At 65.9% G+C, this 14,617-nt stretch carries 9 protein-coding genes; 3 read left to right on the forward strand and 6 right to left on the reverse strand.

The genetic code is table 11. From position 1 onward, the window contains the following. Window positions 1-58: 58 nt before the first annotated feature. The 3 genes from betA (at window position 59) to AC07UW_RS09625 (ending at window position 4,674) form a co-directional block, all read left to right on the forward strand. Window positions 59-1,741 carry a choline dehydrogenase gene (gene betA, locus AC07UW_RS09615; protein ID WP_312785827.1) on the forward strand — a complete coding sequence of 561 codons (1,683 nt, stop codon included), beginning with the start codon at window positions 59-61 and terminating at the stop codon, window positions 1,739-1,741. Between the two features lie 222 nt (window positions 1,742-1,963). Then, a complete protein-coding gene (locus AC07UW_RS09620; protein WP_336027938.1) occupies window positions 1,964-3,640 on the forward strand; it encodes a long-chain fatty acid--CoA ligase in 1,677 nt (558 codons plus the stop codon). A gap of 161 nt (window positions 3,641-3,801) precedes the next feature. Continuing rightward, entirely contained in the window at window positions 3,802-4,674 is an 873-nt protein-coding gene (locus tag AC07UW_RS09625; protein WP_025878947.1) for a crotonase/enoyl-CoA hydratase family protein, read from the forward strand. Between the two features lie 96 nt (window positions 4,675-4,770). On the opposite strand, the gene AC07UW_RS09630 is transcribed toward AC07UW_RS09625, so the two are convergent. The 6 genes from AC07UW_RS09630 to AC07UW_RS09655 form a co-directional block, all read right to left on the reverse strand. Beyond that, entirely contained in the window at window positions 4,771-6,942 is a 2,172-nt protein-coding gene (locus tag AC07UW_RS09630) for a response regulator (RefSeq protein WP_495211927.1), read from the reverse strand. Next, on the reverse strand, window positions 6,939-8,084 hold the full coding sequence (gene rpfG / locus AC07UW_RS09635) for a cyclic di-GMP phosphodiesterase response regulator RpfG (protein ID WP_025878945.1): 1,146 nt from the start codon (window positions 8,082-8,084) through the stop codon (window positions 6,939-6,941). Before rpfG ends, AC07UW_RS09630 begins: the two co-directional genes overlap by 4 nt. A 203-nt stretch (window positions 8,085-8,287) precedes the next feature. Beyond that, on the reverse strand, window positions 8,288-9,799 hold the full coding sequence (lysS, locus tag AC07UW_RS09640) for a lysine--tRNA ligase (protein WP_154880240.1): 1,512 nt from the start codon (window positions 9,797-9,799) through the stop codon (window positions 8,288-8,290). Window positions 9,800-9,998: 199 nt separating this feature from the next. Then, window positions 9,999-11,639 carry an acetolactate synthase large subunit gene (locus tag AC07UW_RS09645; protein WP_495211928.1) on the reverse strand — a complete coding sequence of 547 codons (1,641 nt, stop codon included), beginning with the start codon at window positions 11,637-11,639 and terminating at the stop codon, window positions 9,999-10,001. Window positions 11,640-11,714: 75 nt separating this feature from the next. Next, a complete protein-coding gene (locus tag AC07UW_RS09650) occupies window positions 11,715-13,106 on the reverse strand; it encodes an NAD-dependent succinate-semialdehyde dehydrogenase (protein ID WP_495211929.1) in 1,392 nt (463 codons plus the stop codon). A gap of 682 nt (window positions 13,107-13,788) precedes the next feature. Next, window positions 13,789-14,571, reverse strand: a complete 783-nt coding sequence (locus AC07UW_RS09655; protein WP_025874707.1) for a helix-turn-helix transcriptional regulator — start codon at window positions 14,569-14,571, stop codon at window positions 13,789-13,791. Window positions 14,572-14,617 lie beyond the last annotated feature (46 nt).

Raw genomic sequence — 14,617 nt, forward strand, 5'->3', positions numbered from 1 at the left:
ATCCGACATTCCGCCGGGACGCCTGCATGCAGCGCGCCCGGCCTGCAGGAGAGCAACCATGAGCACCCATAACGAGTACGACTACATCATCATCGGCGCCGGTTCGGCCGGCAACGTGCTGGCCACCCGCCTCACCGAAGATGCCGATGTCAGCGTGCTTCTGCTGGAAGCCGGTGGCCCGGACTACCGGCTCGATTTCCGTACCCAGATGCCCGCCGCACTGGCCTTCCCGCTGCAGGGCAAGCGCTACAACTGGGCGTACAAGACCGATCCCGAGCCCTTCATGAACAACCGCCGGATGGATTGCGGTCGTGGCAAGGGCCTGGGCGGTTCGTCGCTGATCAACGGCATGTGCTACATCCGCGGCAACGCGATGGACTACGACAACTGGGCCGGCATGCCGGGCCTGGAAGACTGGACCTACCTGGACTGCCTGCCGTACTTCCGCAAGGCCGAAACCCGTGACATCGGCCCGAACGACTACCACGGCGGTGACGGCCCGCTGCGCGTGACCACGCCCAAGGCCGGCAACAACGAACTGTTCGCGGCGATGGTCGAGGCCGGCGTGCAGGCCGGTTACCCGCGCACCGACGACCTCAACGGCTACCAGCAGGAAGGCTTCGGCCCGATGGACCGCACGGTCACGCCGAAGGGCCGTCGTTCCAGCACCGCCCGTGGCTACCTGGACCTGGCCAAGCCGCGCCCGAACCTGACCATCGTCACCCACGCGCTGACCGACCGCATCCTGTTCTCGGGCAAGCGCGCAGTGGGCGTGCAGTGGCTGCACAACGACCAGCCGCAGCGCGCCACCGCACGCCGCGAAGTGCTGCTGTGTGGTGGTGCCATCGCCTCGCCGCAGATCCTGCAGCGCTCCGGCGTCGGCCCGGCCGACCTGCTGCGCAGCCTGGACATCGACCTGGTGCACCACCTGCCCGGCGTCGGCGCCAACCTGCAGGACCATCTTGAGATGTACCTGCAGTACGAGTGCAAGAAGCCGGTCTCGCTGGCCCCGGCACTGAAGCTGTACAACCAGCCGGCGATCGGCGCCGAATGGCTGTTCCTGGGCACCGGCATCGGCGCCAGCAACCAGTTCGAGGCTGGCGGTTTCATCCGCAGCGATGCCGAATTCGACTGGCCCAACCTGCAGTATCACTTCCTGCCGGTGGCGATCAACTACAACGGCTCCAACCCGATCAAGGCACACAGCTTCCAGATGCATGTCGGCTCGATGCGCTCGCCCAGCCGCGGCCGCATCCACGTGCGCTCGAAGGATCCGCGCGAAGATCCCAGCATCCTGTTCAACTACATGTCACACGACCAGGACTGGCGCGAATTCCGTTCGGCGATCCGGATCACCCGCGAGATCTTCGCGCAGCCGGCGCTGGCACCGTACAGCGGCCGTGAGATCTCGCCGGGCAGTGCCCTGCAGACCGATGCGCAGATCGATGCGTTCGTGCGCGAGCATGCCGAGACTGCCTACCACCCGTCATGCTCGAACAAGATGGGCCACGCCGATGATCCGATGGCAGTGGTCGACGGCCAGGGCCGCGTGCACGGCCTGGAAGGCCTGCGCATCGTCGATGCCTCGATCATGCCGCAGGTGGTCACCGGCAACCTCAACGCACCGACCATCATGATCGCCGAGAAGCTGGCCGATGTAATCCGTGGCCGCGCCCCGCTGCCGCGCAGCACTGCGCCCTACTACAAGGCCAACGGCGCACCGGTGCGCTCGCAGGGCTGACGCAAGCGGCCTGCCATGACGGTCGTTGGTGCCGGCTGCGGGCATGCGCTCTCCACGCCACCGATCACCGTGATTGCCGGCCAACGGCCGGCACCACAGGAAATGCAGAGGCCCCTTGCGGGGCCTCTTCGCGTTTTCCCTACGGGGCGGTATGCTGCGGAGAGCGGTTCTGGCGGATACTGTCCGCGCCGCACCCATCATTACGATTCCTGGAGGGGGAATATGAGTCTGGATCGTCCCTGGCTGCAGAGCTATCCGAAAGGCGTTCCCGCCGAAATCGACGTCAACGAGTTCCATTCGGTAGTTTCGGTCTTCGACGCGTCCGTCGCGAAGTACCGCGACCGACCGGCCTACTCCAGTTTCGGCAAGACCCTCACCTACGGTGAGACCGATGCCCTGGTCGAGCAGTTCGCCGCTTACCTGCTGGGTGAGCTGAAGCTCAAGAAAGGCGACCGCGTCGCCCTGATGATGCCCAACTGCCTGCAGTACCCGGTGGCGACCTTCGGCGTGCTGCGTGCCGGCCTGACCGTGGTCAACGTCAACCCGCTGTACACCGCGCGCGAGCTGAAGCATCAGCTGGTCGATGCCGGCGTGACCGCGCTGGTGGTGGTGGACAACTTCGGCGACACCGTCGAACAGGTCATCGCCGATACCCAGGTCAAGCAGGTCATCACCACCGGCCTGGGCGACCTGCTCGGCGCCAAGGGCACGATCGTCAACTTCGTGCTCAAGTACATCAAGAAGATGGTGCCCAACTACCACCTGAAGGGCGCGATCCGCTTCAAGCAGGCGCTCAAGCTGGGCAGCCGCCACACCCTGCCGAAGGTCGAGATCGACCATGACGACGTGGCGTTCCTGCAGTACACCGGCGGCACCACCGGTGTGGCCAAGGGTGCGATGCTGACCAACCGCAACCTGATCGCCAACATGCAGCAGGCCTCGGCCTGGATCAGCGCATCGGGCATCGAGATGGGCAAGGAATGGATCATCACCGCCCTGCCGCTGTACCACATCTTCGCGCTGACGGCGAACGGCCTGGTCTTCATGAAGTTCGGTGGCTGCAACCACCTGATCACCAACCCGCGTGACATGAAGGGCTTCGTCAAGGAGCTCAAGTCGGTGCGCTTCACCGCGATCACCGGTGTCAACACGCTGTTCAACGGCCTGCTCAACACCCCTGGCTTCGACACCGTCGATTTCTCCTCGCTGAAGGTGACCCTGGGCGGCGGCATGGCCGTGCAGCGTGCGGTGGCCGAACGCTGGAAGAAGACCACCGGCGTCACCCTGGTCGAGGCCTACGGCCTGACCGAGACCTCGCCGGCGGCCTGCATCAACCCGCTTACCCTGGCCGAGTACAACGGCTCGATCGGCCTGCCGATTCCGTCCACCGATGCCTGCATCAAGGACGACAACGGCAACATCCTTGCGCTGGGCGAAGTGGGCGAACTGTGCATCCGCGGCCCGCAGGTGATGAAGGGCTACTGGCAGCGCCCGGAGGAAACCGCCAAGGCCATCGACGCCGACGACTGGCTGCACACCGGCGACATGGCGAAGATGGACGAGCACGGCTTCTTCTACATCGTCGACCGCAAGAAGGACATGATCCTGGTGTCCGGCTTCAACGTGTACCCCAATGAAGTCGAAGACGTGATCGCGATGATGCCGGGCGTGCTGGAAGTGGCCGCGGTCGGCGTACCGGACGAGAAGTCCGGCGAGGTGGTCAAGGTGGTCATCGTCAAGAAGGACCCGAACCTGACCGCCGAGATGGTCAAGGAGCACGCCCGGGCCAACCTGACCGGCTACAAGCACCCCAGAATCGTTGAATTCCGAAAGGAGCTGCCGAAGACCAACGTCGGCAAGATCCTGCGTCGCGAACTCCGCGATACGCCGGCCCCGTAAGGGTTTCCGGAAATTTGAACGCGCTCAGGCCCGGGTCGGCAACGACCCGGGCCTTTTCGCATGCGCGGGCCCGGGGCCGGTGTAGCATCGCCGCGTGAGTGGACCGTTCGGCCCGCCGGCCACCACCTTGATCTGCGGGCCGCACCGCCGAGGACCCTTCCATGAGTACCATCGAAAAGCTGCCCAGCAGCGGCTCGCCCTATGCCACCATCCGCACCCAGGACAGCGCCGACGGCGCCGCACACTGGCTGTTCATGCACGCCGATGCCTCCACCGGCGTGCGTCCCTGCTGCCGCAAGGACATGCTGGACGAGATGTGGAGCTACATGAGCGCCATCACCCGCGGACCGGCGCAGCGCCACAGCGGCCAGCTGCGCCATTTCGTGCTGGCCTCCGACGCCGCCGCCTACAACCTGGGCGGCGACCTGGACCTGTTCACCCGCCTGATCCGCGAAGGCAACCGCGACCTGCTGCTGACCTACGCCCAACGCTGCGTGGAGGGCGTTCACCACCTGCACACCGGCTTCGGCGGCGACGTCCGCTCGATCGCCCTGATCCAGGGCGATGCGCTGGGCGGTGGCCTGGAAATGGCCCTGGCCTGCCACACCATCGTGGCCGAGGAAGGGTGCGGCATGGGCCTGCCCGAAGTGCTGTTCGGCCTGTTCCCGGGCATGGGCGCCTACTCGTTCCTGTGCCGCCGGGTGGCGCCGCAGCTGGCCGAGAAGATCATCCTCGACGGCCGTATCTACAGCGCCGAGGAGATGCACGCGATGGGCGTGGTCGACGTGCTGGTCAGGAAAGGTGAAGGCCGCGGCGCGGTCGAAGAGATGATCCGCCAGCAGCAGCGCCTGCCGCAGTCGTACCTGGCAATGAATGCCGCGCGCAACCTGGCGCAGGCGGTCAGCTATGACGAACTGCTGGAAATCACCAAGGTCTGGGTCGATTCGGCACTGGCCCTGGGCGATCGTTCGCTGCGCACCATGGACCGTTTGATCAAGGCGCAGACCCGACGCGCCAATCTGGATGTGGCCTGATACGTTCCCCTCCCCCGCAGGGTTCAAGCCCGGCTGGCCACCGGGCTTTTTTTATGCGGCGCGCAGTCATCGACAACCCGCCGCGCAGGCCCGGCTCTACCGCTCGCCGTCGTCGGCCACGCCACGTGCCTTGCGTTCGGCGCGTGCATCCAGCGCCTGCCGGCCTTCCTTGATGGCCCCCTGCAGCACCGCAAGGCGCTGCCGCCATTCGGCCTTGAGCTGCCAGTCGGCCATCCGCATCAACTCACCGGCGCGGTTGGACGCGCGCACCAGGCCCAGGTTGCTGGCCACGCCCTTGATCGCATGCGACTGCTCGCGGAAAGCGCCCCAGCGTGCCGCTTCACCATCACCTTCGGCCTTGCGCAGGCAGGACTCAGCATCGTCCAGGCACTGGCGAATGAACTCGCGCTCGAAACCCTCGCCCATTCCCAGCGAGGCCAGCTCATCAAGCACGCCGGTATCGAGCACGCCATCGAGGTTGGTGACGGTGCGCACGATCGGCGGCGCACTGGCCTTGAGCTGTGCGTTGTTGGCAATCTCGGCCAGGGTGTCCAGCAGTCGCACTGCCACCACGGGCTTGGCCAGGAACGCATGTGCACCGGCCTGGGTACAGCGCTGGATGGCTTCGGGAGTGACGTCGGCGCTGAGCACCAGCACCGGCGTGCGCGGGCCGCCGCCGGCCTGCATCACCCGCAGCTCCTTCAGCATGTCCAGGCCACTCATGCCCGGCATGTGCAGATCGACGATGGCCGCATCGAACTCGCTTTCAGCCAGTGCGTCGAGCACCGCTTCGCCTCCATCGACGCACAGCACCTTGTGCCCCGCCTTCTGCAGCAGCCGCTGCAGCACCATGCGGTTGGCCTCGTGGTCGTCAGCGACCAGGATCTGCATGCTGCGCACCCGCGCGCGATGGCGCAGGAACGGGTCGGCAAACGCGATGACGTTGCCGCCGGCACCGGTTTCGTCGCCAGCAGCGAGGGTCGGCACCGCACCCGGGACCACCGGCTGCGGCGGCGCGAACGGCAGCTCCACCCAGAAGTGGCTGCCCTGCGGCGGGTTGTCCAGGTAACCGATCTCGCCGTCCATGGCTTCGACCAGCCCCTTGGCGATGGTCGTGCCCAGGCCGGTCCCCTCATGGCGGCGGGCCATGCTGACGTCGGCCTGCTCGAAGGCCTCGAACAGACGCGGACGCATCGCCGGTGCAACGCCGATGCCGGTGTCGAGAATGTCAAAGCGCAGCCGCACCCCACCCTGGGTGTCGGCGTGGACAACGCTGACGCGGATCTCGACCCGGCCGTGATCGGTGAACTTGACGGCGTTGCCGGCCAGGTTGAGCAGGATCTGCCGCAGATGCCCGACGTCGCCGCGCAGGGTCGGCGGCACGGTCTCGGCCACCTTCACCCGGTAGTCCAGGCGCTTGCCCTTGGCCTGCGGCAACAGGATCAGGCCGATCGCCTGCATCACTTCGGAAAGAACGAAATCCTCGGCGACCACGCGCAGCTTGCCGGCCTCGATCGCCGAAATGTCCAGCACTTCCTCGACCAGCGCCAGCAGGCTGCGCGATGACGCCTGGATGGTACTCACGCACTCACGCTGCTCGTCATCCAGGCGCGTGGTCGCCAACACTTCTGTCATGCCATTCAATCCATTGAGTGGGGTACGAAACTCGTGGCTCATGTTGGCCAGGAATCGACTCTTGGCTTCGCTGGCGCGCCGCGCCTCGGCCATCGCTTCGGTCAACTGCCGCAGCAGCGTGGAAAAATACAGGGGAACCGCCGCCAGGCCAAGCCACAGGCCGATGGCCAGGCGTGCGTTCTGTTGCCAATAGGGGGTGGACAGTGCGGTGCTGCCGAAGCTGACCATCGCCATCGCCACGGCCACATACAGGTAGTGGTTGCCGAAGCGCATGCCGTTGCCCACCGTCACCCACATCACCACGATGTAGACCCATGACAGCGGCTCACCCATCTGGATCATGCCGGCAGCGATCAGGCCGTAGTCGGCCAGCATGCCCAGTACGCGGCGCGGATCGGAACGCTGCGGCCGCCACAGCAGCCAGCCGAACAACAGCAGCGACAGACTCAGCCCCGTCAACACGATTGCCAGCACACCGACATACTGGGTGTGCGGCAGATCGTGCCGCGCCGAAGGCAGCAGCACGTAAGCCAGGATCAGGCTGATCAGGACGATGCGGACGATCTGCTGCCCGTGCTCGCTGTCCTGCCGCTGGGACAGGCGCAACCGCAATCGCGACAGCAGGCGTTTCACGCGCCCAGTCCCGGCCGTGCAGAGGCGGTGGAGTGCTCGGCGCAGATCTGTTCCAGCTGCTCACGACCGCGCAGCAACGCGTCCACGCAACGCGGATCGAACAGGCGCCCGCGCTGGGCATACAGGTAGGCCATGGTGGCTTCCATCGTCCACGCTTCCTTGTAGGGGCGCGGCGAGATCAGCGCATCGAACACGTCGGCCACGGCGACGATGCGTGCCTCCAGCGGAATCGCATCGCCGACCAGTCCATCGGGATAACCACTGCCGTCATAGCGCTCATGGTGACGCAGCGCGATCAATGCACCGACCTGGATGAAGCGGTTCTGGCTGCCGCTGAGCAGTTCATGGCCAATGCGTGGATGCCGGCGCATGATCGCCAGCTCCTCATCATTGAGCTTGCCCTGCTTGAGCAGCACCGCATCGGGAATGGCGATCTTGCCCATGTCGTGCAGCGGCGCGGCCATCTCGATCAGCTTGACGTCGTCTTCCGGCAGGCCCAGCTGCTCGGCGATCAGGCCAGCCACGCGCGCCATGCGCTCAAGGTAGGCACTGGTGCCGGCATCACGGAACTCGATCGCACGCGCCAGCCGCGACAGCGTCTCGCGCTCGCGCTCCTCCACCTCGTGCATGCTGGCCAGCAGCCGCTGCTCCAGCGATAGCGCACGCTGCTTCACGTTCTCGGTCTGCTGCCGCAACTGCAACAAGTTGTAGCAGCGTGCGCGCAGTTCGCGCGGGCGGATCGGCTTGACCAGGAAATCGATCACGCCGGCTTCCAGTGCTGCCTGGCGGATCGGCTCGTCACCCACCACGGTGATCAGGATCACCGGAATATCGCGATGTTTGGGCAGCCGGCGGAAGCGGCGGGCGAATTCCAGCCCGTCCATCTCCGGCATGCGGTAATCGAGAAGCAGCAGGTCGACCGGGTACGATTCGCACCATGCCAACGCCGTCAACGGATCGCCGAAGTCATGCACGCTCAGTTCCGGCGCGATGTCCTCGATGACGTGACGGAGCATCGTCCGTGCGGAAGTCTGGTCATCGACGATGACGATGTTCAAGGCGTTCTCTGCCTGCTTTCTCGACCATGCTGAAAGGTCAGCGGGCGAGGATACCCCGCCGCTGTGCACGCTGGCACCCTGCATCGGCTCGACTCCCGTCACAAGCTCCCCGATTCATGATCGTCGTCACAATGTGAAGCGGATTCTCCACATTGCGGCCTCCCCTGACGCCATCAAGCCATAGCCAGTGTCAAGGTTGTGCAATAACGATACGCCGAGTGCGGGTTGCGTCAATGGCGCCGTCTCAAACCGAGACGGCGCGCACAAACGGACGCCGAAAACGCCGGTTACTGCTCAGGACGCATGTACGGGAACAGCAGCACGTCGCGGATCGAGCTGCTGCCGGTCAGCAGCATCACCAGGCGATCGACGCCGATGCCAAGGCCGCCGGTCGGCGCCATTCCGTACTCCAGCGCACGGATGTAGTCGGCGTCGTAGTGCATCGCCTCGTCATCGCCGCCTTCCTTCGCCGCCACCTGCGCCTGGAAACGCTGGGCCTGGTCTTCCGGGTCGTTCAGCTCGGAGAAGCCGTTGGCCAGTTCCTTGCCGTTGACGAACAGCTCGAAGCGATCGGTATAGCCCGGATCGTTGTCGTTGGCGCGGGCCAGCGGCGAGACCTCCACCGGGTGATCGGTAATGAAGGTCGGCTGGATCAGGGTGTGCTCGACGGTGGCTTCGAAGATCTCAAGCAGCAGCTTGCCCCAGCCGTAGGACGGCTTGACGCGGATCTTCAGGCGCTCGCAATGGCGCAGCAGCGCGTCACGGTCGGTGCAGTCGGCCGCGGAGATTTCCGGGTTGTGGTGGCGCACCGCTTCGTCCATGCGCCAGCGGCGGAACGCCGGGCCCAGGTCGATGTTGGCGCCGTCCCACTCAACCACGGTGGAGCCGTTCACCGACTGCGCCACGTCACGGATCACGCCTTCGGTCAGGTCCATGATCTCGTTGTACGTGGCATAGGCCTCGTACAGTTCCATCATGGTGAATTCCGGGTTGTGGCGGGTGCTGACGCCTTCGTTGCGGAAGTTGCGGTTGATTTCGTAGACGCGTTCCAGGCCACCGACGGTCAGGCGCTTGAGGTACAGCTCCGGCGCCACGCGCAGGTACAGGTCAAGGTCCAGCGCGTTGTGGTGGGTGGTGAACGGCTTGGCCGCCGCGCCGCCGGGGATGTAATGCATCATCGGCGTTTCGACTTCGAGGAAGTCGCGGTTGTCCAGCCATGCACGCATCGCACGGATGATCTTCGAGCGCTTGATGAAGACCGCGCGCGACTCCGGGGTCACGATCAGGTCGACGTAACGCTGGCGGTAGCGCTGCTCGACGTCGGCCAGGCCATGCCACTTGTCCGGCAGCGGGCGCAGCGACTTGGTCAGCAGGCGGATCGACTCGGCCTTGACCGACAGCTCGCCGGTCTTGGTGCGGGTCAGGCCACCTTCGACAGCAATGATGTCGCCCACGTCCCAGCCCTTGAAGGCGGTGTAGGCATCACCCAGCACGCTGCCCTGCAGGAACAGCTGGATGCGGCCCGATTCGTCCTGGATCTGGGCGAAGCTGGCCTTGCCCATGACCCGCTTGGCCATCAGGCGACCTGCCATCTTCACCTGGCGGCCGTTGCCTTCCAGCGTTTCGGCGGTCCACTGCTCCGCATCGGCGAATTCTTCCTGCAGGCTGCCGGCGAAGTCCTCGCGACGGAAGTCGTTCGGATACGCGATCCCCTGCCCGCGCAGCGCTTTGAGTTTCTCACGGCGCTCGGCGATCAACTTGTTTTCGTCGACGGGGGGGGTATCGGTAGCTTCGCTCATGGATCTGCGGGAATCGTGTAGTGAGGGGGAGTCTTGCGCCCGGCGCAGCCGGTTGCCCAGCATACCAAAAGCGCCCTGCCCCGGCCTCTGGATGGCCCCTCCCCGACCTTGTGCCGCCCTGCTCCGGTAGCCGCCAACCTTGGTTGGCGATCCACCGTGTGTCGACCAAGGTCGACACCTACCGGGTCATGCCCCAGATTCACCCGTTCCCGGGGAATGCCTGCCGCAGCTCTTCCACCAGCACCCGCTGGTTCTCCGAATAGTCCACCGGCACCGACACCAGATGCACGCCGCCCGCGGTGAAGGCCGCTTCCAGGGTCGGAATGAACTGCTCGATCGCCGTCACTTCATGCCCTTGGCAGCCATAGGCCTCGGCGTATTTGACGAAGTCCGGATTGCCGAAGGTCATGCCGTAGTCGGCGAAACCATCCACCGCCTGCTTCCAGCGGATCATCCCGTAGGCGCCGTCGTTGAGGATCAGCACCACCAGGTTCAGGCCCAGCCGGCGCGCGGTCTCCAGCTCCTGGCTGTTCATCATGAAACCGCCATCGCCACAGACCGCCAGCACGCGGCGCTGCGGGTACAGGATCGAGGCCATGATCGCCGACGGCAGGCCCGCACCCATCGTCGCCAATGCGTTGTCCAGCAGCAGCGTATTCGCCACCTGGGTGCGGTAGTTGCGCGCGAACCAGATCTTGTACATGCCGTTGTCCAGCGCCACGATGCCGTCCGGCGGCATCACCTGGCGCACGTCATGCACCAGCCGTTGCGGCGTGAAACCGGCCTCTTCGGCACGATCGGCGATGTGCTCCAGGATCGTCGCGCGCAGCGGCAGCAGTGCAGCGGCGTTGTCCACCCTGCCCTCGATACGGTCGGCCAGCAGGGTCAGCGAGCGGCCGATATCGCCGATCACCTCCACCTGCGGGAAGTACACCTGCTCCACCGCGGCCTGCGAATAGCCGATGTGGATGACCGTGCGGCCACCCGGGCGCATCACGAAGGGAGGCTTCTCCGTCACCTCGTGGCCGATGGTCACGATCACGTCTGCCTGGTCGATGGCCATGTGCACGTAGTCGCGCTCGCTCAGCGCCGCCGTGCCCATGTACAGGCCCGAGCCACCGGCCACCGCGCCCTTGCCCATCTGCGTGGTGACGAACGGAATACCGGCGCGCAGCACGAAGGCCGACAGCGCTTCGCTGGACTGCGGCCGCGACGCCGCCGAGGCGATCACCAGCAGCGGCCGCTTGGCCTCGCGGATGATCTGCGCCGCACGGTCCAGCGCCTCGGGACTGGCGATCGGCCGATCCACCGGGTGTGGCGGGATCAGTGCAACGTCCTCGATCTCCATCGCCGCGATGTCCTCGGGCAGTTCCAGCAGCACCGGCCCGGGGCGCTCCTCCAGCGCCGTGCGGAAGGCCTCGCGGACGATGGTGGGGATGGTGCGCGCCGAAACGATCTGCCGCGCCGACTTGGTCAGCGGCTTCATCGTGCTGACGATATCCACGATCTGGAAGCGCGCCTGCTTGCTGGCCACGATGCCCTTCTGCCCGGTGATCATGATCACCGGCCACGCGCCGAGCAGTGCGTAGGCGGCACCGGTGGTGAAGTTCAGTGCACCCGGGCCGAGCGTGGCCAGGCACACGCCGGGCTTGCCGGTCAGGCGGCCGTAGGTGGCGGCCATGAACACGGCAGCCTGTTCGTGGCGGGTGATGACCAGCTCGATGCTGGAGTGGCGGAGCGACTCGACGACATCGAGGTTCTCTTCACCGGGAATGCCAAAAATGCGCTCGACGCCCTCGTTTTCGAGTGCGGCGACGAGCAGATCGGAACCCTTGGACATGGAATGACGTCCTTCTCGCAGTGCGTGATGATGGAACGTTGCAGGGATGCTGACAGGAACGGTGGATGGCCCGCGTCAACGGCGGTCGAACCACACCGTCTGCGCGTTGACGAATTCGCGGATGCCGAAATGCGACAGCTCGCGGCCGAAGCCGCTCTTCTTCACTCCGCCGATCGGCACGCGTGGATCGGAGGCAGAGAAACCGTTGACGAACACGCCACCGGTCTGCAGCCGGCGCGCCAGCTGCATCGCGCGGGCGTGGTCGCCCGTCCACAGATTGCCGCTCAGGCCGAACTCGCTCTGGTTGGCCAGTTCCACCGCATGGTCGGCGTCGCGCGCGCGGCTGATCGACGCCACCGGCCCGAAGGTTTCGGTGTCGAAGGCCTGCATGCCCGGCTCGACGCCAGCCAGCACGGTGGGTGCATAGAAACTGCCGGGGCGATCGAGCTGCTTGCCGCCCACGAGCAACTGCGCACCGGCCTCGACCGACGCGCGCACCTGTGCATCAAGCTGTTCCAGCAGGTCCTGCCGGGCCATCGGTCCGATCCGGTTGCCGGCCTCGCGGCCATCGCCCACGGTCAGCGCCTGCACGCGCTCGCAGAACAGCGCCACAAAACGCTCATACACGGCGTTTTCGACGATGATGCGCTTGCCGGCAATGCACACCTGCCCGGTGTTCTGGAAGCGCGAGGCCACCGCGGCATCGACCGCCGACTCCAGGTCGGCATCGGCCAGCACGATGAACGGATCCGAGCCACCCAGCTCCAGCACCACCTTCTTCAGCGCCTGCCCGGCCTGCGCAGCGATGCTGCGCCCCGCGGCGACGCTGCCGGTCAGGGTCACGGCCGCGATGCGGTCATCGGCAATGGCGGCACTGGTTCCCTCGCGGCTGATGTTGGCAGCGCTGAAGGTGCCGTCCGGCAGGCCCGCATCGCGCCACGCAGCGGCGAGCAGCCCGGCGGTGCCGACGATGTTCTCGGCCGGCTTCAACAGGAAGCCATTGCCGCCCATGAGGATCGGCACGGCTGCGCGCATCACCTGCCAGTACGGGAAATTCCACGGCATGATGCCCAGCACAACGCCCAGCGGCAGGTAGGAGACATAGGCCTTGTTGTCGGCCACCGGGGTGGGTTCATCGCGCAGGAACGCCGCACCGTTGTCGGCGTACCAGTCACACAGCACCGCGCACTTCTCGATCTCGGCCAGCGACTCGGCGTGGACCTTGCCCATTTCGGCAGTGGCCATCGCGGCCAGGGGTTCACGGTCGCGGCGCAGCACGGCAGCCATCGCGCGCAGTACGCTCGCGCGTTGCTCGAGTGACTGCGCACTCCAGGCAGCAAAGCCGGCCTGGCCGCGATCAAGGATCGCTTCCAGCTCGGCGTCAGTGGCGAAGGGGTGGCTGGCGATCTGCTGGCCGGTCGCCGGATCGCGGGAAATGGCAGCGGGGGCTGCGGGGGAAGCGGACATGCAGGTCTCCTGTTGTCTCGACAACGGGCGGCTGCCCGTTTCCTGACAAGGAATGTGGACCCGATCGATGGCAGCAACAAGGCGTCTGCGTATCCTGTGACCTGTACTTACCTGCCTGAATGGGGTTGGTTTCCCGGCAGGGCTGCGCCCTGCACCCGCAGAGGCAACAGCAACGGCAGAAGCAAAGCAACAGCGGCATTCCGTGAGATGGCGGGGTGGGTCCGGTGGCGGGGGACGCTGCAAGTACGTCCATGTAAGCTCGGTCGCCGCATCCATGCGGCTCACGCCCCCGCAACCGGACCCACCCCGCCTTCGACAGATTCCCGCGGCCTGTTGGAACGGCTCTTGGGGTCAGATCCGCTTTCCGAAGGAAACGGATCCGACCCATTTTGTCTATGGATACCTGAAAGATTTCATCCACGCATGGCGTGGATCAACGTGTCGACCAAGGTCGACACCTACCAACAGCCATCGGAATCTGACAGAGGTGGGGCGGTGTCGGAGTGCGGGGTGTCAGCCGCATGGATGCGGCTGCCAAGCCTACACGGACGTACTTGCGGCGTCCCCGCACTCCGACACCGCCCCGCCACCCCACGGAAAGCCCGCTGTTGCTGTTGCTTTTGAGGTTGCCGGCCAGCGGCCGGCACTACAGCAGGTGCAGGGCGCAACCCTGCCGACCAACCTACCTTCGCGGCAGGTAGGTCACCAGTGACAGGTCATGCCGGCTCTCCGGCACCAGCGCCACGTACTGCAGGTCCAGCAGACCGCGCGTGGGATGGTTCAGCTTCTTCGCACCTTCGTCGAAACGACGCACATCGTGCTCCGGCCACCACTGGCGGAACTGCTCGCTGTGCGCGCCGATGTCCTCGGCCAGTGCCAGGAACGGCGCCTTGTCCGGCGCCTGCGCCATCGCCGCGCGGAAGCTGGCCAGCAGCCCGCGGGTCATTTCTTCCCAGTTGAGGATCAGCGTGCGGTACGGCGGATACAGGAACATCAGCCGCAGCGTGTTGCGTTCGTGCGGCGCCAGCTGACCGTAATCAACAAACAGATCGGCGATGGCCGGGTTCCAGGCCAGGATGTCGAATCGGGTATTGCGCACGTAGGCCGGGATCGGCTGCATCGCCTCCACCAGCTGGCGCAGGCCGTCAGTCACCGTCTCATCGGGCGATTCCAGCGGCACGCCATAGCCGGACAGCGCGAACGCGTAGGCGCGCTCGTCGTCGCTCAATCGCAGTACCTGCGCCAGGCGCTCCAGCACCTCGGGCGAGGCGCGCACTTCGCGGCCCTGCTCGATCCAGGTGTACCAGCTGACACTGACCCCGATCGCCAGCGCGACTTCCTCGCGCTTCAGGCCCGGCGTGCGTCGGCGGCCGGCTGGCAGCCCCAGCGTTGCTGGGTCGACCCGCGCACGGCAGGCCTTGAGAAAGCCTCCCAGTTCCTTGCGTTCGGCTTCACTGCGCATCATCGCCCTGCCCTGCAGGTTTCAATGGCGTTGGGGGACGCCGAAGACG

This window comes from Stenotrophomonas sp. GW821-FHT02D01 (assembly GCF_059421765.1).

Excerpts from the sequence above, each read along its gene's own strand:
- AC07UW_RS09625 (WP_025878947.1), top strand. The coding sequence starts at position 3,802 with ATGAGTACCATCGAAAAGCTGCCCAGCAGCGGCTCGCCCTATGCCACC.
- AC07UW_RS09645 (WP_495211928.1), bottom strand. The coding sequence starts at position 11,639 with ATGTCCAAGGGTTCCGATCTGCTCGTCGCCGCACTCGAAAACGAGGGC.
- betA (WP_312785827.1), top strand. The coding sequence starts at position 59 with ATGAGCACCCATAACGAGTACGACTACATCATCATCGGCGCCGGTTCG.
- rpfG (WP_025878945.1), bottom strand. The coding sequence starts at position 8,084 with ATGCAGGGTGCCAGCGTGCACAGCGGCGGGGTATCCTCGCCCGCTGAC.
- AC07UW_RS09620 (WP_336027938.1), top strand. The coding sequence starts at position 1,964 with ATGAGTCTGGATCGTCCCTGGCTGCAGAGCTATCCGAAAGGCGTTCCC.
- AC07UW_RS09650 (WP_495211929.1), bottom strand. The coding sequence starts at position 13,106 with ATGTCCGCTTCCCCCGCAGCCCCCGCTGCCATTTCCCGCGATCCGGCG.
- lysS (WP_154880240.1), bottom strand. The coding sequence starts at position 9,799 with ATGAGCGAAGCTACCGATACCCCCCCCGTCGACGAAAACAAGTTGATC.
- AC07UW_RS09655 (WP_025874707.1), bottom strand. The coding sequence starts at position 14,571 with ATGATGCGCAGTGAAGCCGAACGCAAGGAACTGGGAGGCTTTCTCAAG.